Below are 23,101 nucleotides of genomic sequence, written 5' to 3'. Positions count from 1 at the left end.
TTATAGTGATTATAAAAAGGACATAAAATCTGATAATTGTAATAGAGCGTATAATTATTATAGGAATTATATGAAACTTGAAGAATTCGATAAAGAAGATATGAGACTTGAAAATTCTAGTAAATGGTATGATAATGACTATCAAGATGTAGAAAATGATGATTCTTATAATATAGAATACAATAAATTAGATAAAGTTTATGAAGAGAATCAGTATTACGAAGATGAAAAAAATTATAATAATTGTTATAGAAGCAAATATGAGATATATTATGATGAAAGTGATGAGCTTTATTATTATCCTGTTAAAGTAGTGGATCCGAAGGGGTATATGGAAAGAAAAAATGAGAATAAAAGAGAGTATTCTCCTGTATTTAAATATACTTTAGAAGAAGAAAAAAATGAATTTGATGACTTTGAATATGAAGAAGAGACTAATATTCAGGTATCTAATATAATTGCAGATGAATTTGATAACTTTGAGTATGAAAGGGAGTATAACATTCAGGCATCAAATGTAATTACAGATGAGTTTAATGACTTTGAATATGAAAGGGAGTATAATATTCAAGCATCTAATATAATTACAGATGAATTTGATGACTTTGAATATAAATGGGAGCCTAACATTCAGGTATCCAATATAACTGCAAATGAATTTGATGACTTTGAATATAAATGGGAACCTAACATTCAGGTATCCAATATAATTGCAAATGATTTTTATGACTTTGAATATGAAGTGGAGCCTAGCATTCAGGTATCTAATATAATTACAAATGAATTTGATGACTTTGAATATAAACGGAAGCCTAACATTCAGGTATCTAATATAACTACAATGGACTATGGTGAAGAATTTGAATTTGCACGAGGTTATTATGATGATGATTTTGGGGATTATGAGATAGATGATTATAGAGATGAAGAGTTTTATAATAACTATAACAGTGAACACATAATACAGTATAGCAAAAAAAATAATGAAGAAATATTAGAAGATAATATCATAGATAATTATGTAGATAGAAAAATACAAGAAGAGGATATTACTGAAAATAGAATTAATCTTTATGCTCTATATAATTATAATGAGGAAGATTATACTGAATATGAAAGACATATAGATGAAGAATATAATTACGATATAGAATATGAAAGTGAAAATGAAATAGAAAATGATACTAAAAATGAAGATGAATATAAAATAGAAGAAAAATATACAGAAAATGAAGATGAATATAGAGGAGAAGAAGAGCGTACAGAAAATGAAGATGAATATAAAATAGAAGAAGAATGTACAGAAAATGAAGATGAATATAAAATAGAAGAAAAATATATAGAAAATGAAGACGAATATAGAGGAGAAGAAGAACGTACAGAAAATGAAGATGAATATAAAATAGAAGAAGAATGCATAGAAAATAAAGATGAAGATAAAAAAGCAGAAGAAGAAAATACAGAAAATAAAGATGAAAATGAAATAGGAGAAGAATATAGGGAAAGCAAAAATGGCGATGCAATTGAATATTGTGAGGAAGATTTAGGTGAACATAAGACAGAACCCTGCATGGAAAATGAAAGTAAAGATGAGAGAGAATATTGTGCAAAAAATGAAAGTGAAGATGATATAGAACGTAATAGTAGGAAAGAATATAGGGACTTTAAAGATGAATATCACTATGAATATTTAAAAGAGGATAAAAAAATGTTAGAAGATTGGGATGGTATTCATTACAAACATTGGTATGAAAATAATCATCATAAAGCTAATGATAAAAAGAAAAAGAAAAAGCATCATAAAAAGCATAAAAGATAGCTGAGGAAGTACCCTGATAATCAGGGTATTTTTTAATATACAAATAATTATAAAAAACACGTAAATAATTTTGAGACATTTTATTTATTAGAGATTAGTATAATGCTTTTCTTCCTCATTTTTAATATGAATTTAAAAAATGTTAATTATGATTTATTGTTGAACGTAATATTAATTATTACAAACTCACTATTTGAAGCCACTCTTATAGGTGGTCCCCAAGTACCATAGCCAGAAGATACAATTAAATTAAAATTATCAATTTTATGAAGACCATATCTATAAGGATACATTAAATCTACTAACACCTGATTAATAAAAAATTGACCATTATGAGTATGACCAGAGAGTTGTAAATCAATATTATTCTTTATATTTAAATCACTATCCAGAGGTTTATGATCTAATAATATAATTGGTTTATTCTTGTCTATATTAGAAATTACATCAGATAAGTCTTTTCTTAAATAATTTATATCAGTAGATGAAAAATCATTTCTACCAACTATGTAGATGTCTTCTATCTTTATATATTCATCAATTAATAAATTTATAGATTCATAACTAGATTTGATTTCTTCTATGGTTCCATATTGATATTCATGATTACCTATAATACCATAAACGCCGTATTTACTTTTAATACTTGCTAATCCTTCCTTCATTTTTATTATGTATTCTTTAGGAGTGGATTCATCAAAAAAATCTCCTCCTAGCAGAACTAAATCTACATCTTCTTTATTTATTTTATCTATAAGTTTAAAAAAATCTTTATCATTAATTCCTACACCTAAATGTACATCTGAAAGAAAGACTACTTTTAAAGTATTAAGCTTAGATGGCTTTGAAATATCTATATTGTAAATAGTGGTTTTTACATTACGGCTATTAAAATAACCAAGGGAAATAATAATACCTATTATAATAAAAACAAAGACACCATTAAGATATATCGTTCTTAAGAATCTCTTTAATCTTTCAGATTTAGGAGCAAATTTTTTATATATAAATCTTATTAATGCAAAGATGGGAAGGAATAATATTAAGTAATAAAGGACTCCTAAATAAAAACATCCTATAGTTAATAGTGGTAAAAGTAAATAATAGGGTAAAATATTTTTACCAAAAGTACCAATAACGTAACAAAGAGCAATAGTCCAAAAGATATAATAAAAAATTCTCTCACTTAAGGAAGAAAAATAATGACTAATAGACTCATATATATTTTTACTTATATAATAATTTACCATAATGAAAACTAAGGCAAGTAAAATCACTGAAAATATATCTTTAAGAAATACTGTCATATCCATAATTTTTCCTCCTTTTTTCAGTTATCTTATTAGGTTATTATTAACTAATTTAGGTAAATAAATGTATTTATATATAAATTTATTAGATAATTCAAATAAATGTATAAATGATAAAAAATATGTTAAAATAACTATACAAAAAGTTAAATGGAGTGATGTACTTGGAATATTTAATTTTAGAAACAGAAGATGAGAGAATAAAATTACCTGTAAATAAATTTAAGGGATTCTCTGATTATGAGCACAAAGTAAAATTATCAATGAGTGAAGAGGAAATATTAGAAGTAGTTCAATTTGGAGCTGAAAATGAATATGCTGAAGTGAAAAAACTTTCACGAAATAATTGTTGTGAAAATAATCAATCTACTGTGTATAAGTTGGAAAATTTTGATATAAAAACAGATAGTTCTACTTATGAAAAATTTTTACATTATAAAACTGAAGAGGAAAATTATGAGTATGACTATTTAGAGGAATATGATGAAGAAGATGATTATGAGGAAAAGTTTAATATTGGGTATAGATATATAGAAGATGAAAAAGATTTAGATAGAGATTTTGGAGAAAGTGATTTTGATTCAAAAACTTTATACATAATACAATGTGAATGCGGAGATTGGGAAATATTTATAGACTAAAAGGAGCTGTTTCAGAATTAATTTAAAAAGTTAGTTTTGAAGCAGCTATATTTTCGTAAGAATAAAAGTAATGTTCTGAAGAATGTAAAAAATAGTGCAATTAAATTATGATTAAAAACAAACTATGTAAAAAAAATGTACATGATTTAATGATAATTATCAATTGACTTTAATATTAAATTTAGAAGTGTTAATATCTAAAGATGATTTTGTTCGTTTGATAAATCACAGATTGGAGTGATTATATTATAAAAATTGACATAATTAGAAAAAGGAGTTAATATTCTGATGAGATGTTTATATATTATTGTGAAAGTATTTTTAAATATAATATAAGAATTATTTAAAATGAAGTATGTTTTTGTATTTATATATTAATCTTTTAAAGAAATAGGAGTTCAATATTTTTAGATATTTATTACATTATAGATATGATAATAAAAAATTAGTTTTGATACTTTTATGTATACAAACAATATATTGAAATGTAGTGAATTTTAAGAAATAACTTTAGTATGATGTCTATATTTTATAGTAGACAAGCTTATAAATAATACTGATAAATTTTTCTATAATTAAATAGGTATCTATTAACAATTCAATTAATATGTTGAATTGTTAAATAAAATTACAGTAGAAATTTTTATAAGACAATATTATGTTTTTTGTAAATTCATATTGTTTATTAGATTTTGCTGAGCAGTAAATATGAAAAATAGCATGACTAATACAAATATTCCAAATTAATAGAACATTTGTATTAGTATATAAGATTAATTATTTATATTAATAGATTTATTTAATAGGAGATTAATTATGAATGAAGAAAAAATTACTACTAATATTTGGAGGAATTTAATTAAAACAATAAAATATATTTATAAAGTAGATAAGATATATATTTTAATTACTTTAATTTCTATAGTAGCAACAGGTATATTTCCTACAATTTCATTATTATTAATGCAGAAAATAATCAATTTAATACAGCTTGGAATGAAAAATCTCAGTTTAATTTTTATTTATATAGCTTATTCAGGAATAAATTTAGTTCAAACTATATTTCAGGGGTTAGTAGGATATTTTAATACTAAGTTTAGTTTTAAATTTAACTTAATAATTAAAGAAGAAATATTACAAAAAGCAGGAAGTCTTAATCTCAAAGATTATGAAAATAGTGAAACTTATGATATGATTAAGCGGGCACAACATGAAAGTGAAAGTAAGTTGTTATCCTATTTTAATATGTTTATTAGTGCTATGAGTAACTTTATTACTATGATTTCTTATGTAATTATTTTATTTCATTTTAAAGTTTGGCTTGTATTTATAGCATTAATAGTTCCAATTATTAAGTATTTTATAGTTAGAAATATAAATATAAAACAATTTAAAATAATAAAAGCTAGAACTAATGAGGAGAGAAAGGCTTGGTATTATAGTTATCTTATTGAAAATGGCGACAATTATAAGGATCTAAAAACTTATAAATTATTTGATTATTTTATAAATACATATAAGAATTATATTAAAAAATTTAATGCACAAGATTTAAAAATCACAAAATCGTCCATATCGTACTTATCTATTTTAGATATTTTTGAAGAGATTTTAAATGGATTTATGTTTGCTTATGTTGTTTATAATGGATATATTAATGAAATCCTAATAGGAAATGTAATAACTTATACTAGAACAATTATGGATATAAAATCTTATATTAAGAATATATTACAGACATTTGCAAGTATACAAAAAGAAAGTATTTATATAGATCAGCTTTATAAGTTTTTAAATCTAAATAATACAAAAGAGGTAACAATTTTAAAGGAAATAGATGAAGTGGAAGAAATAAGAATAGAGCATCTTTATTACAAATATAAGCAAAATGGAAAATACATTCTAAAAGACGTTAATTTAGTTATTAAGAAAGGTGAATTTTTATCTATAATAGGAAAAAATGGAAGTGGTAAAACTACTTTAATAAAAATAATAATGGGATTTTATGATGATTATGAAGGGAATATATACATAAATGAAATTGAATTAAGAGAAATAGATAAATCAGAATTGCTAAAAAAAATAGGTACTTTATTTCAAGATTTTGCTAGGTTTGAAGCTACTTTTAGAGAAAATATAGGTTATGGGAATTTAGATATTATTGATAACGATAATAGAATTAGTGAAATTAGCAATAAGTTTAATCTACAAGAGTTAACAATTAATGAACCTAAAAACATAGATGTTCAATTGGGATATTGGTTCGACGATGGAAAGCAAATATCTATAGGCCAATGGCAAAAAATTGCTTTAGCAAGAGCATTTGCGAAAAAAGCTGATATATATATATTGGATGAACCTAATGCAGCATTAGATGCTATATCAGAATACAATTTGTCTAATATGTATAATGATTTACTAAAAAATAAAATAGGTATAATTGTAGCTCATAGATTCAATAATTTTATTAAGCAATCTAATAATATAATTGTTTTAGAAGAAGGTGCGATTGTAGAAAGTGGAACCCATGAAGAGCTTATTAATTTAAAAGGAATCTATAATACATTATATAATATTCAAATAGGTAATTGCAAAATACAACAATGAAATCCTTAAATAAAGTATGAAAAATTAATATAGATATTGTTGATTTTTAATATGATGAATATTTCGGAAAAATGAAAAAAATTAGCAATATGCAGAATATTATTATTAAAGATAAACTTAGAATAATTCATTATTCTAAGTTTATTTTTGTGAACAAAATTAAATAACTGATAATCACATGGAAGATAGTTTTCTATGTAGAGATATATGCCATAAACCACCTATAGGTGATATAGTTAAAAGTTATGATATTATATAAAACAATTATATATGATATATGAAGGTATTTTTGCTTATTCGACTGAGGATCAGTAGATGAAATAATTATCTATATTTACTCTATGAGGTTAAAATAGTGTATAAGTTAAACTTATAATTTTGTAATAAGAAATAATTGTAAAAATTATCCAATGCGTTGAAGTATAAATAAAGTAATGATAATATATACAATATAAGTAATAAATGTAAAATTACATATGAGGAGGTAATAATATGAATAATACTATAAAAATGACATCTTATAGTAATATATGGAAGGGAAATAAAAACCCTGACAGTATCAAAGATATAACATTTTGTGTAACAGAAGACTGCAATTTGGCTTGCAAATACTGTTATATGACTGGAAAAAATCAGAAAAAGAAGATGACTTTTGAAATAGCTAAAAAATCTGTAGATTATATATTAGAGAATAAAGATTTTTTTAATGAAGACTCTGTAGTATGGAACTTTATTGGAGGAGAACCTTTTCTAGAAATAGATTTGATAGATAAAGTTTGTGATTATATAAAATTTAAAATGTTTGATTTAGATCATCCATGGTTTGATTCATATAGATTTAGTTTCTCAACTAATGGAATTTTATATAATTCTGAAAAAGTACAAAAGTACATAAAGAAGAATAGGAAACATATTTCTATAGGTATTAGTATTGATGGAAATAAGAAAAAACATGATTTACAAAGAGTATATAAGAATGGATCTGGAAGCTATGATGATGTTATGCAAAACGCAGATTTGTGGAAGAGCCAATTTAAAGGTGTAAGTACAAAAGCTACATTTTCTAGTGGTGATTTACCATATTTAAAAGATAGTATTATTAGTTTATGGGAAAATGGGATTAAAGAAGTTTCAGCAAATGTGGTATTTGAAGATGTGTGGAAAGAGGGAGATGATATTATATTTGAAAAACAACTAGATGAATTAGGAGATTATATATTAGAAAATAAATTATGGGATGAATATTATGTGAGATTTTTTGAGCCACATATAGGAAATAAGTTAAATAAAAGTGATTTAGATAAAGGAGTATGTGGCTCAGGTAAAATGCTAGCGATAGATTGTGAAGGAAATTTTTTCCCTTGCATAAGATTTCTAGACTTTTCTTTAAGTAATAGAAATGGATTATCTATAGGAAATATATATATAGGGGTAATAGAAGATAGCTTGAGACCTTTTAAAGCTTTAAGTTTTAAAGAAATTAGCGATAATGAGTGTTTAAATTGTGAGGTTGCTTCTGGATGTTCTTGGTGCGTAGGCTATAACTATGATGAGTATGGTACTATATTTAGTAGAGCTAAGCACATATGTAAAATGCATAAAGCAAATGTAAGAGCTAATAAACGATTTTGGAGAAAATATGAAGTTTTGACGGGAAATAAATCTCCAAGAAGAGATTATGAAGGAATAAATGACAGAAAATTCTTGCAGGTGATGTTGGATGATAATATAGTTTCAACATGTTTGTATGATGTAAATAAACAAAAAGATAAGAATAAAAAAATGTCAAAAGAGTTATTTGAAAAAGCAATCAATTTTGCATTGAATAATGATTATGAAGTGGTTTTATTAGGAGAGTCTAGGGAGAGATATTTAAATAAGAAAAATTGTTATACAAATATAGTGTCTACCAGATGTGATTATATAGATGATAAATCTATAATTATTTATGATAATTTTGTATCGACTAGTAAGGATTCAACTAACGGATGCATTTTGAGAATAAATAAAGATAACATAAAAAACTTATGCAAATATGTTGAAAAGTTAAGTGTATGTAATAAAAGAATAAATATAATATTACAGAATATTAGTGATTGGAATGAGAAAGAATTTGATGAATATAGTAGAGAATTAGATAAAGTTATAGAATTAACAAGTAGAATTTATAAAGAAAACAAAACTATAGAAATTAATGTGTTAACAGATATACTTAATTTAGAAGAACATTATGGGTGTGATGCAGGTGAAAATTCCATAACATTAGGCCCAGATGGAAATTTTTATATATGTCCTGCTTTTTATTTTGATAAAATAGGTGATATATTAGGAAATATAGAAACTGGAATTAACGAAGATCTTATAAAAAATAATTTGAAGATAGATAGTAGTCCAGTATGTAAAGTATGTGATTCCAATCAATGCAAACAATGTAAATATTTAAATAAAAAATACACAGGAGAGTATAAAATACCACCTAAAAATCAATGTGTTATAAGTCATATAGAAAGAAATAAGTCGAAAATTCTAAAAGAACAATTAAAAGATGTTATAAAAAGTAAAGATTTTTCTGAAATTGAATACAATGATCCTTTAATAATGATAGGGGTGAAATAAAGTGGAATTAAAATATTTAGCTACTATTACAGAAGAAGAAAAAAGAGAAATATTACTTTTAGAAGAAAGAATAGATGCTTTAAATGAATTATATATGGGTTTTGATAATTTAAGTATAGAGAATCAAGAAATGCTTTTAGAAAAAATGAGAAAAAAAGCAGATGATACAGAGTTATCTATATCTAAATGGTGGAGAACCGTAGAAGAGAAATATAATTTAGAGAATTCAAAAGAAGGAATGTGGACATTAAATTATGATAATAATGAAGTATATTTAAAAAAATAAAAGTTATGCTATTAAAAATATGAGGGGGAATTAAAATGAGAAATATGTTTTCACCAAATCAAAATCAAAAGCCTTATAGTCAATTAATGGGACCAGAATGTGTAGCATGTGATAGAACTTGCGACGGTGATTGTGGAGGAAGTTGCCATTTCTATTGTGATGGATATTGTCGTGATAGTTGTAGTGCTAGCTGTCATAGTAGCTGTGGAGGTTCTGTACTATTTAGATAATAAGAAAATTATAATAATATTTGTAATTAATTTAAATATAATAGCATAGCTTTTATAATATATTACTAATAAAAGATAGCTAGTATAAGGATTACTTTACTAGCTATTTTTGATGTTTAAGTAATTTAATATTTAAAAGAAGGTGTAAAAATGAGTGTATTAAGAACATCTAAGCTTCAGAAAATCTATGGGTCAGGCAATGATGAAATTAGAGCCTTAAAATCGACAGATTTAACTATTGAGGATGGAGAATTTGTTTGTGTAGTTGGGACAAGCGGGTCGGGAAAAAGTACTTTATTACACTTAATGGCAGGCTTAGATAGACCATCTTCAGGAAAAGTATATATATCAGATATAGATATATATGGAATGAGAGAACGAGATTTGGCTATATTTAGAAGAAGAAATATAGGGTTTATATTTCAGTTTTTTAATTTGATTCCTATATTAACTATGGAGGAAAATATAAAACTTCCACTATTAATGGATGGAAAAAAAGTAGATGGGGAGTACTTAGAGGATGTATTAAACATATTAGGTTTACAAGATAGAAGAAAACATCTTCCTTCACAATTGTCAGGGGGGCAACAGCAAAGGGTGGCTATAGCTCGAGCATTAGTAACAAAGCCCAAAATAATATTTGCAGATGAACCAACGGGAAATTTAGATGGTAAAAATAGAAAAGAAGTTTTGGAGTTAATTACAAAATCCATAAAGAAGTATAAACAAACATTAGTAATGGTTACCCATGATTATAATATATCATCTATAGCTAATAGAGTTATAACTATAGAAGATGGATATATTGTAGAGAATAAGAAGGTGAAACTATGAAGGTAGTACTTAGTTTAATACTAAAATACATAAGAAGAAATAAGAAAAGAAGTTTATTCTTAGGAATTAGTATAACGATAAGTGCAGCACTTATAACATCCCTTACCTTTACCATAGAGGATTTTAAAAGAGAGAAAGAAAAAGAAATATTAGAAATAACAGGTGGAGATTTTGATTTACAACTTAAAACTTCTAATGATGAACTTTTAAAAGATATAGATGGCTTTTCGTTTATTGAAGATAAAAGTAATACCGTAATTTTATCCGAACTAATAAAGTTAAATGAGAAAAATGATATTCAATTAGTTGGTATAGATAATAGAGGACCGGATATATTTAAATTTACATTGGTAGATGGAAAATATCCAGCTAGTGATAATGAAATAGCTTTAGATAGCTGGGTAACTAATAGTTTAAAACCAACACCTAAAATAGGGGATAAAATAAATTTAACTTATGAAATAAAAAAAGGAGAAAAAATAAAAGAACAGGGTATAGATAAATTAGATACAATTAATATAAATGAGGAGTTTACTTTGGTAGGAACATTTGAGCAAATACATAAGAATAAAAATATTGCTTTAGGATACGTAACTAAGAATTATGCTGAAAATATGCTTATTTCAAAAGGAGAGTATAAAAAAGCAGATATAATACATGACATTTATATTAAAGTAAAAGAAAATACAAATATAAAGGATACAAAAGAATCATTTTTACAATATAACTCTTTTGCAAATGATAATTATATAAGACAATTGCTTTTAAAGGGATTAAAAACTTGGGATAATATAGGATTTATTTTATATTCTATACTTACTATAACTTCAACTGTAATTATTTATAACATGTTTAATGGTTCCACTATGCTTAGAACTCAAGAAACAGGAATGCTAAAAGCATTAGGTATGACACCAGAACAGGTTAAATGGCTAATAATTGGAGAAGGAATATTATTAGGAATAATTTTTATATTTTTAGGCATATTTTTAGGAGGACTCTTCTATAAATTTTCTTTAAGCGTCATAAGTGGAACAACTTTCAAATATGCTTTATCAGATATACCAGGAGAAGCTATAAAAATCTCTTATATATTTGGAATTTTATCTGTAATTATAGGAAGTATAGCTTCAGCAAATAAAATATCTAAAATCTCATCAATAGATGCACTAAATTGTGTGAATTATTTAGATATTGAAAATATAAGGTTTAAAGATACTGAAAAAATAGGTGGAACTCCCAAAAAATTTTTATGGGATATATCTTTATGTAATATAAAAAGAAATAAAGGAAGATTTATTATAACTACCACTTCAATAATCATAAGTGTTGTATTATTTATGCTTATAAACTATATTATGAATTCACAAGATCCTTTCTATGGATTTAAAGAATCTTTTGGAGGGGATTTTAGAGTAGAAACAACTAACCTTAAGTATAACCCAATAAAAAGTCAACAAATTGATAGCTTAAAAAATATCTGCGGTGAAGATTTCGTAAATGAGTCAATAAGAAATAGTGGATGGATTTATTTAACGGAATCTAAAGATAAGATTACAAAAGAGTGTATTGAAGACTTTCAGGATAAAGCCAATAGATTTGATTTTTATAAAGAAGCTAATAAAAAAGGGCAAATATATAATACAGTAACGGAATTAGGGTATAGCAGAAGAGAGTTAGAAAAATTTAATTCAAGAATAAAAGAAGGAAAAATAGATTTAGACTTAATGGAAAAAGAACCTGTATGTATTTTAGTTCAAAACCTAATGTATAATAATTTTACTAATTTTAAGGTAGGAGATAAAATTACAATATCTAAAGGAGTTTATTCAAATTCAATAAATGATAATGCTAAATTAGAAGTAACAATAGGAGCAATTCTAAACAATAAAGGATATATACCTAAGGACAATTCTATATATACAGAAGTTATAATGAGTGATACTATGCTAAAGAAATATTTAGATATTGATGGGTATAGTAGTGTAGAAATAGACTTAGATAATAGAGATGATTATATGAAAGTAAAGAAAGATATAATTAATGATACAAAAAACGATAGGACTTTAATTTTAAAAGATTATAAAGAAGAGTTAGCCAAAATTAAAGAACAGTATTTTAAAGTAGGAATATTTTTTTATAGCTTCATTGTTATAACATCCTTATCAAGTATAACTAATATATTTGGAATAATGAGAACAAGTATGGCTCTAAGAAAAAAGGAATTTGCAGTATTTAGAGCTGTGGGAATGAGCAATGGTGAATTAAAGCGACTTATCATAAATGAAAGCTTAATTTATGGCGGAATTGGAAGTATAATAGGAGTAATTGTAGGAACGTTATTATCTTATTTGTTTTTTATAGGTACCCGAAAAGTTTTTATGCCAGGAATGATATGGCGATTCCCATTCATAACTATATTATGTGTTTTAGTGGTAGCAGCAGCAGCTTGTATAATAGCAGCTCTTATCTCTTCAAGAAAGGTATTTAAAGATAGTATAGTTAACTCTATTAGAGCTATTGAGTAAAAATATATATTATAAAAAACATCAATGATATTTTTATATTATTGGTGTTTTATGATTAATTAGATGATGTGCAGCAAAAGTTACTATTGTTTTGTCTAAATCCAGTACCATCACCTTTAATCATTTTTGGATGAATAAGTATGATTAAATGATGAGGAAAAGTTTAATATTGGGTATAGGTATATAGAAGATGAAAAAGATTTAGATAGAGATTTTGGAGAAGGTGACTTTGATTCAAAAACTTTATACATAAGACAATGTGAATGCGGAGATTGGGAAATATTTATAGACTAAAAGCTGACAGAATAAAATCTGTTGGATTTTTGTATTTAAACTATCTAATAATTAAATTTCTATGATTATTTAATTAAATAATTGTTGACAAATAATGGAGTTAAAAACTATAATGGAAATATAATCAATAAAAGGAGGTAGGAACATGTTAAATAATAATTTACATGAAGTTAAACTTAATAAAAATAAAAATTACATCCTGCCTCAAAATATAGGTTTTTAAAAGCAATTTAAAGTTCTATGTTGTAATTTAAGTCCTAGGGTATCTCTAGGACTTTTTATATACATAAACAAAATAGCTATATCTATTTCTAAGGTGGAATGGATATAGCTATTTATTTTTTATATAGATTTTAAGCAAGTATATTAGCCATCCATTATAAAAAATATTAGTTAAAAGGATAAGTCATAAGAAAATGCATGAGGAGGTGAGAAAGAATGATTGAACTTTCTTATCCAAAGGTAGAAGAAGCAGAGGAATATTTAAGAATTTTAAAGGATGGAAAGTAAAAATGCTAGTATTGAATCAAGTGTTTTACTGGAACAAAGGAGTTTTATACGAAATCTAATTTAGAAGATTTCTTAAATACAATTGAAAATGATAGCAATCGAGCAGACTTTTTAATATTTTCTAAAGATTCTAATGAGATCGTTGGTGAAGTTGTTATTAATGAGGTAAGTGTAAAGGACAGAAGTGCTAATATAAGGATAGCTATTAATAAAAAAGAAGATTTTAATAAAGGATATGGAAGTGAAGCTATGATTTTAGTACTTAATTATGGTTTTGGAATGTTTAATCTTCATAGAATTGAATTAAATGTATTCGAATTTAATGAAAGGGCAATGAATGTTTACGAAAAATTAGGATTTGTAAAGGAAGGAATTAGAAGAGATAGTTTATACTTTAATCATAAATATCATAATGAAATTATAATGAGCATTTTAGAAGAGGAATTTAAACAATCATATACAAATTATGATGAGGATTTGAAAAATTTATTGTAATTTATAGAGATGTAAATTAAATGAAAGATTAAAGACATATTATTTATATGTAGGTTATAAAATAATTAAAATCAACTCCTGTACAAGTGAGTACAGGATATATATTAAGGAGAGATAAAAATGGAAATTATTTTAAAAGAAATTAACAGAGACAATTGGAAAGAGTGCATTAAACTCCAAGTAGAGGAGAATCAAAGAAGCTTTGTGGCTTCAAATTCCTATTCATTATTGCAATCTAAATATGAGGATTATCTTTATCCAATGGGTATATATGATGGAGAAACTATGGTAGGATTTTTAATGTATGATTTTGATGATGATACTAAGAAGTGGTGGATGTGCAGATTAATGATGGACAAGCAATATCAAGGTAAAGGATATGGAAGAAAGGCTATAGGATTACTAATTGATTTATTAAAAAAAGAAAAGGGAAATATAAAATTTTATACTAGTTTTGAACCAGAGAATTCTGTTGCTGAAAAATTATATGAAAGCATGGGATTTAGAAAAACTGGAGAAATAGCTTGGGGAGAAGTGGTGATGGAGATACAGCTGTAGTTAAAGGAGAAAATATTATGAATTATAATTTTTGGAAAGGTAAAAAAATTAGACTTAGAGCAATAGAATTAAAAGATGCAGAAAATTATTACAAATGGTCCTATGATTACGATTGTGAAGCTGATAGATACTGTGATGAAATACATTTTTCAAGAAATTGTGAAGCAATAACTGATATGATTGAGCGGAAGTCAAAATCATTTCCAGAAAATGGTGAATTCACATGGATTATAGAAAATAGTGATGGAATAGCAGTAGGAAATATAAATACTATCAATTGTAATAGTAGAACAGGGACCTTTGGATATGGATTAGGTATATCAAGAGAATACTGGGGAAATGGATATGCAAAGGAAGCTATAAAAATAATACTAAGGTATTATTTTAGAGAATTAAGATATCAAAAGGCTACTGTTTATGTGTACTCCTTCAATGAAAGATCAATGAAGCTCCATGAAACCTTAGGATTTAAAAAAGAAGGGGTAATTAGAAAAATGGTATATACCAATGGAAGCTATTATGATGAAGTTATCTATGGAATGACTAGTGAAGAGTTTGATGAGATAGATAAAAAACTTGAGCTATGATAAGAGACACAGAAATTAAGTATAATTAAATCTTAGAGAAGTAATATGAAAAAAATAATGATTTTAGGTTCACCAGGCTCAGGAAAATTTACATTAGCTAAGAGTATAGGAGAAATAACTGGTATAGAGGTAATCCATTTAGATACCCTGTTTTGGAATCCAGGGTGGATTAAAGTTCCTAGTGAAGAATTTAAAGAGATAGTTAAAAGCTATGTTGTAAAAGAGGCTTGGATTATGGATGGAAATTATAGTGGAGTTTTAGATATAAGACTTAATACTGATGACACAATAATTTTTATTGATGTGCCAAGGGGGAAATGTTTATATAGGGTAGTTAAGAGAAGATTTCAATATAAGGGCAAAACAAGAAGTGATTTGACTGCAGGATGTGACGAAAAAATAGATTGGAATTTATAAAATGGATATGGAATTTCCCTAAACATAGTAAACCTATTATATTAAAAGAAATAGAAGAAAAATCACAGGGAAAAGAAGTCTATTATTTAAAGAATAAAGAAGATATAGAGTTTTGTATTAATCAAATAAAAAGGATTATATAGATTATATATTAGAAAAGTAGTAGATAAAAAAGAGAGTTTAAGAAGGTCATAGTATTAATAAAGGATGATGTAAAATGAGGATTGAGAATTTAACACAAGAAAGAATGGGGGATTTCATACGCTATTGTAAGAGTCATAGAAAAGAAGTAGATGATAGTTTTTTATACGACGAGGATTTAAAAAGGTTTAAACTTGGTGAAGAAAACCCGACCTATCTTTTAATTGATGAGGAGGAGAATATTATTGGAGCAACTTCTCTTATTATTGATGAATATAACAAAAAAGGTAAAAAGGGTAGGTTTAGAATATTTCATAGCATAACAAATAATGTAGAAGGTTATAGAAAAATGCTAGGAGAAATATTAAAACATACAGAAGAAATAAATAAGATATTTGTTTTTGTTAAAGAAGAGGATAAAGAGATTATAAATATTCTTAATAGTTTGAATTTTTATATTGAAAGATATTCCTTTTCACTTAAAAGAGATATAGGACCTATAGAAGCAGCAATATTTCCAGAGGCATTTAATCTAAAAACTTTTGAATTTAATAGAGATGAGGAGCATTGGTGTGAAGTTAGAAATGCAGGGTTTGCAAAACTTAAAGGCAGTGAAGCACCTAGAACTCCTGAAATGATAAGAGAAATGCAATATGATAGAGGCCTAATACCAGGAGGTATGAAAATTCTATATAACCTTGATGAGCCTGTTGGAATAGTAGGGGTGTGGAAGGAGATTGAAGAGGACATAGAATATGCATTCATATATTCTCTAGCAGTAAAGCCAGAGTTTCAAGGAAAAGCTCTTGGAAAAAACCTTCTAAGAGCAGCTCTACACTATGGAAAAACTCTTGGTATAGATAGGGGGATGCTTACTGTGAATGGAGAAAATGATAAGGCTTTAAGTTTATATCTTAAGGAAGGCTTTTATAAGGATGAGGTAGTAATTTGCTATAACTATGATATAAGGTAAATTGTTAGTGGATTAGAGATGTTTTTTAGGGCTCAGTAAAAAGAGTTAAATATGTATTGGAGGAACTGTAAATGAATCTAGAATTTAGAAAACCTACAGAAGCTGATTCAAGAGAGGTTGCTACTTGGAAGTTTGAAGGAGAATACTCCTTTTATGATAATGACAAAACAGAATTAAAAAAAGAATGGGCACTAAATCTTCATAAAGAAGAAAATACCTATGCTATATATAATGATGATAATGAATTAATAGGAAACTGTTGCTTTGAATTTGATGAGAAAGAAGTTTCATTTGGAGTTCAGATGAAGCCTTCATTAACAGGTAAAGGCATGGGCATAAAAGTAGTAACAGACATCTTGGAATTTGGAAGAGAAAAGTATAAGTTTGCTGAGATATCCTTACTGGTGGCTAAATTTAACCAAAGAGCCATAAAAGTTTATGAAAGATTAGGATTTACAGTTAGTGAAGAGTTTATGTGGCATGTAAATGGTGAGGACAAGGACTTTTATGAAATGAGAAAGATATTGTAAAAATAGGTGAAAGCTATAAGGAGTTTATTTGTAATAGGAGACAGTATATCAATTCATTATGGTCCATACCTTAAAGAAATGATAAAGGATAAATTTACCTATGATAGAAAAAGAGGATTAGAGCATGCTCTTATAGATTTAGACAAGCCAGTGGGAGCTAATGCAGGAGATAGTAATATGGTTTTAGAGTATCTGCAAGAGGAGCATAGATTAGGAAGTATATATGATGTTTTAATAATAAACTGCGGAATGCATGATCTTAGAAGAGACAGAGAATTTAATAGAGTTCAGATTGAAATAGACAAATATAAAAGTAATTTAGAGGAGATTATTAAACTTTCTAAAAAGATGGCAAAGGAAGTTATATGGATATCTTTAACACCTATCATTGATGAAATTCATAATGAAAGAAAAGCTGGATTTCTAAGATATAATAGTGATGTTGAAAAATATAATGAGATTTCAAGTTGGATTATGAAAGAGGAAAATGTTAAAATTGTAGATTTATATAATTTTACTAAAAATTTAGGTAGAGATATTTACTGTGATCATGTGCATTTCAAAGAAGAAGTTAGAAGATTACAAGGTGCTTTTATTGCAGGATACTTAAATTCAAACGGTAAAACTTGAGGGGCATCAGTAATGGAAAATGAAAAATACTCACAAGAAAAAATTGATATATTTTGGAAGACATTTTTAAGGGAAAGAGGCAGAGATGAAACAACAACATATTTAGATGTATTTCATTTTGAATTAACGGAAAAATGGGCAAATGAATTATTGCGTTTGGTGTTAATTGGGCAAAAGAAAGCTACATCAAGTAGTTTATGGAGCTATGAAATTGAAGGTGAGCGTGTACCTGAACCTGGTGATTTAAGTATTGTCACTGACTGGGAAGGTATACCACGATGTGTTATTGAAACAATTAAAGTAACAATTATTCCATTTTCAGATATTACTTATGATATTTGTAAACGAGAGGGGGAGGATGATACATTAGAATCTTGGCGTGCTGGACATATTCGTTTCTTTAAGGAAGAAGGAGATGAACTTGGATATGAGTTTAGAAATGATATGCCAGTGATTTTTGAAGATTTTGAAATAGTATATTATCAAGAGTAAATCTCCAAATCACGTGCTAAATAAATTAAACTAAACATAAATTTAAATATTAATGATAAATGGGGTATAAAAAATGATAAAAACAGTTTATAAATTTGAGGAAGTAATTGATTTTGCATGGGAATTAAGTCAAAATAATTTACATGCTAGTTATCCAATAAGAAAATCAATGAATGATATTAAAAAAAATATTGAAAGAGCTATCCATTCAAATAATAGAAATATAGTAGCTTGTTATAAGGAAGATGTATTATCAGGAGTTTGTGTTTATTTTTGGGAACATGATGAAAAATATGCACAAACAGAAATGTTTTTAATAAGAGAAAATTATGAACAAATCGCAGAAGAATTAATTAATTATATAAGTAAGCAATTACCAGGACATGAATTATTTATAGGTGTACCAGTTTCTAATGAAAATGCAAATCAATATTTTAAGAAAAAGAATATAGAATGTATCGATGCTAGTTTTGACACAAGATTATATAATTTAAGAATACATTCTATCCAAAGACATAATTGCATAGAAAAAATTACTGGAGATATTTTTGAAGAATATGCTATATTTCATGATAAACATGCTATTCCTTTAGGAATGTATTATAATAGCAAAAATTTGCAAAAGGATATAGATCGCTTTCAAGTATTTGTTTTTAGGCAAAATGAAGGGATTCACGGAAGTATTTTTGTTAAGGCATTACTAGACCCAAAAGAAAAAGAAGTTTTTGGATTATTTGTTGATGAAGAATATAAAAATAGTGGTATTGAAAGTATCTTAATCAATGAAATGTTGATGCAGTTATATAATGAATTTGGTACATTAAAGGAAATTGCATATTTTATTGATGAAGATTGTACTGATGAATTAGATTCAGCCTTAGCTGCAGGTTTTAAGATTAAAGATAAATATAGATGTTATAAATGTATACTTTAGTCTACTAAATTAATATTTAGCAAAAAGTCGCAATTTTCTTATTTTATAAATAAAAGTTATAAGCAAACTAATAAATCATATAGCATACAGATTATATGTATAAAATAAAATTAATCGGTGTATAGAAAGTACACTAGATATTATAAAAAGGGTACAATATATGGATAAAAATTATGAGAAGTATGTCAATAATGCAATTGAGTGGGCTAAAAATCATTTGAATTCTAGAGAATATTGTTATCATTGTTTGGCTTTTGTAGAGGATGCATTAGAGAGAAGTAATGATATTGAAATCTTTGGTGGAGATACTGCAAAGGAATCTGCTGATTTATATGAAGCATATAAGCATACGATATACCTCCAAAAGGAACCTTTATTTTTTATGACTGCTCAGGAGTAATTAATGATGAATATAAAAATTGGGGACATGTTGGTTTGTCTATGGGCAATGGAGAGGTTATCCATGCTTGGGATAAAGTAAGGATTGATAATTACCTTGATATAGAAAAGTTAGTAGCTGCTCCAGGATGGGAAAAACCAAAGTTCATTGGATGGGTGCCACTTGAACGGATTATGCTTGAGTTTCAAAGAAAAACTTATTAGATATAAAATTATCACTATTTATGTAATAGGAGATTATGAATATGGTTGATTTACAGGTATATTGTCTTAGTGATTTACATGAAACAAAAAAACGCGAAACTGTTGAATTATTTGTTGATGGATTTAGAAACATATTCTTATTTACAGAAAATAAGTTCGAATTAATTGAACTTTTTTTACCGTCTTTAGATACTTCAATGATTTATGTTTGTTGTTATAAGGAAAAAATTGTTGGAGTTCTTGGTATTGGCACAAATAAAAAAAGAGTATTTTGTTTTGATATCCAAGTATGCCAAAAAATATTTGGAAAAATTAAAGGAATGATAATATATAAACAGCTTAAGTTGATTGCAGAAACTCCAGCAGTAAAGAAGGATTCTGATTTATATATTGATTACTTAACTACTGATGCAGGTATGCGCGGAAAAGGAATAGCTACAAAGTTGTTAGATTTTGTATACCAATTACCAGAATACGATGAATGTTATTTAGAAGTACTATCAAAAAACACCAATGCAAAACGACTATATGAGAAATTGGGATTTAAGGTGTACAAAAAGAGCTTTAATTTTTTTACTGTTATTCAGGGATTTGGATATCCAATAAAAATGAAAAAGCGAATAAAATGAGTATTTTCTTTTAATTAATATATGGCAATTAAAAAAAGTTTTATAGAATATGTTTGTAAGAGGTAAAAGAGGTGTAATATGTACTTACCAAAAGATATAAAAGACATAGTAGTATTGATGCAGTCTGAAGAATGTAAGGAAGGTATGTCTAGAGCAAATGTGATTCGTTACTATGATACCTGTAAAGAATTCTTTTTAAAAATTGAAAAGATAAATGATGAGGTTATAAGAGAATATGATATGTATCAGTGGCTTATAGGGAAACTACCAGTACCGAAAATTGTTTATAGAGTTGTAGAGGATAATGTTTCATATATGTTAATTAAAGCTGCGAGAGGTAAGATGCTAGAAGATGATACTTATCGCAGTAGGCCAGAAAAGTTAGTAGCATTAGCTGCTAAGGGGATTAAATTATTACAAAGTGTGGATGTTCATGAGTGTCCTTTTGATAGTAGAATAGATGCAAAACTAGAGAAGGCAAGAAAAAGAATTGAAAGTGGCTTAGCAGGAAGAATAGATAAAAATGTATATACAGAGGGACTATATACTCCTGAAGATGTATATAGATACCTTATAGAGAATAAGCCAGAAGAAAAACTGATTTTTTCCCATGGAGACTATTGTTTTAATAATTATTTTACGAATGGAACGGAGATTACAGACTTTATAGATATGGGACGAGCTGGTATAAGTGATTTTTATCAAGATATTGCATTATGTGTTCGCTAACTAATGGATTTTGAACCAAAATACACAGAGATGTTCATAAAAGAGTTGGAGATAGAACCAAATTGGGAAAAGATAAAATATTATATTTTATTAGATGAGTTGTTCTAAGTTTGAGCATGATCTGTAGTTGCTTAATTCATAATATTAGATTTTAAAATCACAAGTAAAAAAGTGAATAATTTATAAAAATACCTTATTATTTAGAAGCTATTATGTTATGTTATGTTATAATCTATTTACAGTATACAGATAAATTTAGAACTTATAAGATGTAAAGGAGAATAATTTATGATTGAATATAAATTTGATACACAGCTATTGATTGAAGGAGAAAGTCTTTCAGAAGATAAAATAAATGAGTATATTACAAAAAATATTGAAGGTGATTGCTTACTTGTGGTAGGTGATGAGGAATTGATTAAAATTCATTTTCACACAAATACCCCATGGAAAGTGCTTGAGTATTGCGCTTCACTAGGTGATATTCATGATATTGTTATAGAAAATATGGAAAGGCAGTCCAAGGGCCTTCAAGGTTAAACATTAAAATATAAATTTTTGCGACTAATTTAATTTTGCTTTAAAATCTATAATTTTGTTATAGACCCCAGGGATGGAAGTTAATGCTGAAAGTTATCATCTACCTCTGAGGAATTTAACCAATTGAGAATTGAGAATGGAAGATTGACAACTGTGGTTGAAATTAATTTTTACAAATTAATTCCTTAAAATGGACTTTTTAATGAAAGTGACTGTGTCACTTCAAAAACAAATCAATTTAAAACTTCTCTTATAAAAGAGAAGTATCCATAATTGTTCATTGTCAATCGTTAATTCTTAATTGTATAAGAGTTCCACTGAGGTGCAGCATAATTTGGAACAAAATTAATGAGTTTAAATTAGAATTATAGAGATATGCAAAAAAATCATTGCAAATTTTAATTTACCTAATTAGAAATATGTAGATTTATATAAACAATTTTAAATAAATTATGAAATAACCTTAATTAATTATAGCAATAAGTCTGTAAATTAGGCTTTTCTTAATATAGATTAGAGGGTTTTTATGGAAAGTAATATTATAAATGATAAATCATTATTTAACATTGGATTAATGCAAGAAGTTAGTGTTAGAGGATTTAAAGAAAGTGATTTTTCTTCTATTTAAAACTTGTATAAAGAAGAAGGATGGATGACATTTATAAATAGAGATAAGGATAGCTTAGAGTCATGGAAAAATTCTAGTATTGCCATTGTAGCTGTTGAAGCAGAGAATATAGAGGAAAAGGTATGGGGAAAGCTTTATTAGATATTTGTCATCAGTTATATCCTAAAACAAGAATAGAATTACTTGCGGACGAAGAGGTCTATGAATTTTATATAAGAAGCAAATTTAGAAAGATTATGGGTTTTAGAAAAAGTTATGAAGTATAAATAAAAAACTATTTAAACTTCATATTACTAATTGGATAAAAAATAATAAAAGGAATTTAGAGCTATACATATAATTATATGTATAGGGTAAAAAGGAGTGATGTTTTATGAGAAATTATAACATATTTAATTGTACTGTAAATGATATGCTTCAAGCAAAGACCATAATGACTCAGTTAGCTATGCTTTGCTTGGAGCCTAATGTATCTATTAGCTAAAAGGCATCTTTAATTAAATATTTTTCTTGAGATGCTAAAAACTAGGCTCCCATAAT

Annotated in this window: 24 protein-coding genes; 23 read left to right on the top strand and 1 reads right to left on the bottom strand. The window is 26.4% G+C overall.

The annotated features are described in order from the left end of the window. Nucleotides 1-1,965: 1,965 nt before the first annotated feature. Complete coding sequence (locus tag ACY1IQ_RS15295) at nucleotides 1,966-3,132, bottom strand: metallophosphoesterase (protein ID WP_461614773.1); 1,167 nt, start codon at nucleotides 3,130-3,132, stop codon at nucleotides 1,966-1,968. Between the two features lie 161 nt (nucleotides 3,133-3,293). On the opposite strand from ACY1IQ_RS15295, the gene ACY1IQ_RS15290 reads away from it, so the two are divergent. The 23 genes from ACY1IQ_RS15290 to ACY1IQ_RS15180 all read left to right on the top strand — a co-directional run bounded on the left by ACY1IQ_RS15290 (nucleotide 3,294) and on the right by ACY1IQ_RS15180 (nucleotide 22,827). Further along, nucleotides 3,294-3,770 carry a hypothetical protein gene (locus ACY1IQ_RS15290; RefSeq protein WP_461614772.1) on the top strand — a complete coding sequence of 159 codons (477 nt, stop codon included), beginning with the start codon at nucleotides 3,294-3,296 and terminating at the stop codon, nucleotides 3,768-3,770. Nucleotides 3,771-4,586: 816 nt separating this feature from the next. Next, nucleotides 4,587-6,377: an ABC transporter ATP-binding protein gene (locus tag ACY1IQ_RS15285; RefSeq protein ID WP_461614771.1), complete on the top strand. Its 1,791-nt coding sequence runs from the start codon at nucleotides 4,587-4,589 to the stop codon at nucleotides 6,375-6,377. Between the two features lie 492 nt (nucleotides 6,378-6,869). After that, nucleotides 6,870-8,993, top strand: coding sequence for a radical SAM peptide maturase, CXXX-repeat target family (locus ACY1IQ_RS15280; RefSeq protein ID WP_461614770.1), 2,124 nt, complete (start codon nucleotides 6,870-6,872; stop codon nucleotides 8,991-8,993). Between the two features lies 1 nt (nucleotide 8,994). Further along, a complete protein-coding gene (locus ACY1IQ_RS15275) occupies nucleotides 8,995-9,279 on the top strand; it encodes a CXXX repeat peptide modification system protein (protein ID WP_461614769.1) in 285 nt (94 codons plus the stop codon). A gap of 35 nt (nucleotides 9,280-9,314) precedes the next feature. Beyond that, nucleotides 9,315-9,509, top strand: a complete 195-nt coding sequence (locus tag ACY1IQ_RS15270; RefSeq protein ID WP_461614768.1) for a hypothetical protein — start codon at nucleotides 9,315-9,317, stop codon at nucleotides 9,507-9,509. Between the two features lie 150 nt (nucleotides 9,510-9,659). Continuing rightward, a complete protein-coding gene (locus ACY1IQ_RS15265) occupies nucleotides 9,660-10,343 on the top strand; it encodes an ABC transporter ATP-binding protein (protein WP_461614767.1) in 684 nt (227 codons plus the stop codon). Then, nucleotides 10,340-12,871 carry an ABC transporter permease gene (locus tag ACY1IQ_RS15260; RefSeq protein ID WP_461614766.1) on the top strand — a complete coding sequence of 844 codons (2,532 nt, stop codon included), beginning with the start codon at nucleotides 10,340-10,342 and terminating at the stop codon, nucleotides 12,869-12,871. Before ACY1IQ_RS15265 ends, ACY1IQ_RS15260 begins: the two co-directional genes overlap by 4 nt. Before the next feature lie 819 nt (nucleotides 12,872-13,690). Then, nucleotides 13,691-14,170, top strand: a complete 480-nt coding sequence (locus tag ACY1IQ_RS15255) for a GNAT family N-acetyltransferase (protein WP_461614787.1) — start codon at nucleotides 13,691-13,693, stop codon at nucleotides 14,168-14,170. 120 nt (nucleotides 14,171-14,290) lie between these two features. Then, entirely contained in the window at nucleotides 14,291-14,728 is a 438-nt protein-coding gene (locus ACY1IQ_RS15250) for a GNAT family N-acetyltransferase (protein ID WP_461614765.1), read from the top strand. Then, nucleotides 14,695-15,315 (top strand): GNAT family N-acetyltransferase, encoded by a 621-nt coding sequence (locus tag ACY1IQ_RS15245; RefSeq protein ID WP_461614764.1) that lies wholly within the window; start codon nucleotides 14,695-14,697, stop codon nucleotides 15,313-15,315. Before ACY1IQ_RS15250 ends, ACY1IQ_RS15245 begins: the two co-directional genes overlap by 34 nt. Nucleotides 15,316-15,360: 45 nt before the next feature. Further along, nucleotides 15,361-15,732 carry a P-loop NTPase family protein gene (locus ACY1IQ_RS15240; protein ID WP_461614763.1) on the top strand — a complete coding sequence of 124 codons (372 nt, stop codon included), beginning with the start codon at nucleotides 15,361-15,363 and terminating at the stop codon, nucleotides 15,730-15,732. Between the two features lie 217 nt (nucleotides 15,733-15,949). Next, nucleotides 15,950-16,846 carry a GNAT family N-acetyltransferase gene (locus ACY1IQ_RS15235; RefSeq protein ID WP_461614762.1) on the top strand — a complete coding sequence of 299 codons (897 nt, stop codon included), beginning with the start codon at nucleotides 15,950-15,952 and terminating at the stop codon, nucleotides 16,844-16,846. A 71-nt stretch (nucleotides 16,847-16,917) separates the two neighbouring features. Beyond that, entirely contained in the window at nucleotides 16,918-17,376 is a 459-nt protein-coding gene (locus tag ACY1IQ_RS15230) for a GNAT family N-acetyltransferase (RefSeq protein ID WP_461614761.1), read from the top strand. Between the two features lie 6 nt (nucleotides 17,377-17,382). Then, nucleotides 17,383-18,006 (top strand): SGNH/GDSL hydrolase family protein, encoded by a 624-nt coding sequence (locus ACY1IQ_RS15225; RefSeq protein ID WP_461614760.1) that lies wholly within the window; start codon nucleotides 17,383-17,385, stop codon nucleotides 18,004-18,006. 12 nt (nucleotides 18,007-18,018) lie between these two features. Then, entirely contained in the window at nucleotides 18,019-18,498 is a 480-nt protein-coding gene (locus tag ACY1IQ_RS15220; protein ID WP_461614759.1) for an ASCH domain-containing protein, read from the top strand. 73 nt (nucleotides 18,499-18,571) lie between these two features. Then, nucleotides 18,572-19,432, top strand: coding sequence for a hypothetical protein (locus ACY1IQ_RS15215; RefSeq protein ID WP_461614758.1), 861 nt, complete (start codon nucleotides 18,572-18,574; stop codon nucleotides 19,430-19,432). 160 nt (nucleotides 19,433-19,592) lie between these two features. After that, nucleotides 19,593-19,832 carry a hypothetical protein gene (locus tag ACY1IQ_RS15210; RefSeq protein ID WP_461614757.1) on the top strand — a complete coding sequence of 80 codons (240 nt, stop codon included), beginning with the start codon at nucleotides 19,593-19,595 and terminating at the stop codon, nucleotides 19,830-19,832. A 41-nt stretch (nucleotides 19,833-19,873) separates the two neighbouring features. Further along, a complete protein-coding gene (locus tag ACY1IQ_RS15205; protein ID WP_461614756.1) occupies nucleotides 19,874-20,035 on the top strand; it encodes a hypothetical protein in 162 nt (53 codons plus the stop codon). Between the two features lie 41 nt (nucleotides 20,036-20,076). Further along, the gene (locus ACY1IQ_RS15200; protein ID WP_461614755.1) at nucleotides 20,077-20,664 is read left to right on the top strand and encodes a GNAT family N-acetyltransferase; all 588 of its coding nucleotides are present in this window, start codon (nucleotides 20,077-20,079) and stop codon (nucleotides 20,662-20,664) included. Between the two features lie 78 nt (nucleotides 20,665-20,742). Further along, nucleotides 20,743-21,393 (top strand): aminoglycoside 3'-phosphotransferase, encoded by a 651-nt coding sequence (locus ACY1IQ_RS15195; RefSeq protein WP_461614754.1) that lies wholly within the window; start codon nucleotides 20,743-20,745, stop codon nucleotides 21,391-21,393. Nucleotides 21,394-21,681: 288 nt separating this feature from the next. Further along, nucleotides 21,682-21,933, top strand: coding sequence for a kinase to dihydroxyacetone kinase (locus ACY1IQ_RS15190; protein WP_291563498.1), 252 nt, complete (start codon nucleotides 21,682-21,684; stop codon nucleotides 21,931-21,933). A 631-nt stretch (nucleotides 21,934-22,564) separates the two neighbouring features. Next, nucleotides 22,565-22,702, top strand: a complete 138-nt coding sequence (locus tag ACY1IQ_RS15185) for a hypothetical protein (RefSeq protein ID WP_461614753.1) — start codon at nucleotides 22,565-22,567, stop codon at nucleotides 22,700-22,702. Then, nucleotides 22,684-22,827: a hypothetical protein gene (locus ACY1IQ_RS15180; protein WP_461614752.1), complete on the top strand. Its 144-nt coding sequence runs from the start codon at nucleotides 22,684-22,686 to the stop codon at nucleotides 22,825-22,827. The genes ACY1IQ_RS15185 and ACY1IQ_RS15180 overlap by 19 nt, the downstream gene beginning before the upstream one ends. Nucleotides 22,828-23,101: the final 274 nt, after the last annotated feature.

It is taken from the genome of Clostridium sp. Marseille-QA1073, assembly GCF_054863625.1.
Note: the sequence above shows the minus strand (reverse complement) of the source record. Positions and strands in the feature narration are given on the sequence as shown.

Excerpts from the sequence above, each read along its gene's own strand:
- ACY1IQ_RS15295 (WP_461614773.1), bottom strand. The coding sequence starts at position 3,132 with ATGGATATGACAGTATTTCTTAAAGATATATTTTCAGTGATTTTACTT.
- ACY1IQ_RS15285 (WP_461614771.1), top strand. The coding sequence starts at position 4,587 with ATGAATGAAGAAAAAATTACTACTAATATTTGGAGGAATTTAATTAAA.
- ACY1IQ_RS15280 (WP_461614770.1), top strand. The coding sequence starts at position 6,870 with ATGAATAATACTATAAAAATGACATCTTATAGTAATATATGGAAGGGA.
- ACY1IQ_RS15270 (WP_461614768.1), top strand. The coding sequence starts at position 9,315 with ATGAGAAATATGTTTTCACCAAATCAAAATCAAAAGCCTTATAGTCAA.
- ACY1IQ_RS15265 (WP_461614767.1), top strand. The coding sequence starts at position 9,660 with ATGAGTGTATTAAGAACATCTAAGCTTCAGAAAATCTATGGGTCAGGC.
- ACY1IQ_RS15260 (WP_461614766.1), top strand. The coding sequence starts at position 10,340 with ATGAAGGTAGTACTTAGTTTAATACTAAAATACATAAGAAGAAATAAG.
- ACY1IQ_RS15250 (WP_461614765.1), top strand. The coding sequence starts at position 14,291 with ATGGAAATTATTTTAAAAGAAATTAACAGAGACAATTGGAAAGAGTGC.
- ACY1IQ_RS15240 (WP_461614763.1), top strand. The coding sequence starts at position 15,361 with ATGAAAAAAATAATGATTTTAGGTTCACCAGGCTCAGGAAAATTTACA.
- ACY1IQ_RS15235 (WP_461614762.1), top strand. The coding sequence starts at position 15,950 with ATGAGGATTGAGAATTTAACACAAGAAAGAATGGGGGATTTCATACGC.
- ACY1IQ_RS15230 (WP_461614761.1), top strand. The coding sequence starts at position 16,918 with ATGAATCTAGAATTTAGAAAACCTACAGAAGCTGATTCAAGAGAGGTT.
- ACY1IQ_RS15220 (WP_461614759.1), top strand. The coding sequence starts at position 18,019 with ATGGAAAATGAAAAATACTCACAAGAAAAAATTGATATATTTTGGAAG.
- ACY1IQ_RS15215 (WP_461614758.1), top strand. The coding sequence starts at position 18,572 with ATGATAAAAACAGTTTATAAATTTGAGGAAGTAATTGATTTTGCATGG.
- ACY1IQ_RS15210 (WP_461614757.1), top strand. The coding sequence starts at position 19,593 with ATGGATAAAAATTATGAGAAGTATGTCAATAATGCAATTGAGTGGGCT.
- ACY1IQ_RS15205 (WP_461614756.1), top strand. The coding sequence starts at position 19,874 with ATGGGCAATGGAGAGGTTATCCATGCTTGGGATAAAGTAAGGATTGAT.
- ACY1IQ_RS15200 (WP_461614755.1), top strand. The coding sequence starts at position 20,077 with ATGGTTGATTTACAGGTATATTGTCTTAGTGATTTACATGAAACAAAA.
- ACY1IQ_RS15195 (WP_461614754.1), top strand. The coding sequence starts at position 20,743 with ATGTACTTACCAAAAGATATAAAAGACATAGTAGTATTGATGCAGTCT.
- ACY1IQ_RS15190 (WP_291563498.1), top strand. The coding sequence starts at position 21,682 with ATGATTGAATATAAATTTGATACACAGCTATTGATTGAAGGAGAAAGT.
- ACY1IQ_RS15180 (WP_461614752.1), top strand. The coding sequence starts at position 22,684 with ATGGGGAAAGCTTTATTAGATATTTGTCATCAGTTATATCCTAAAACA.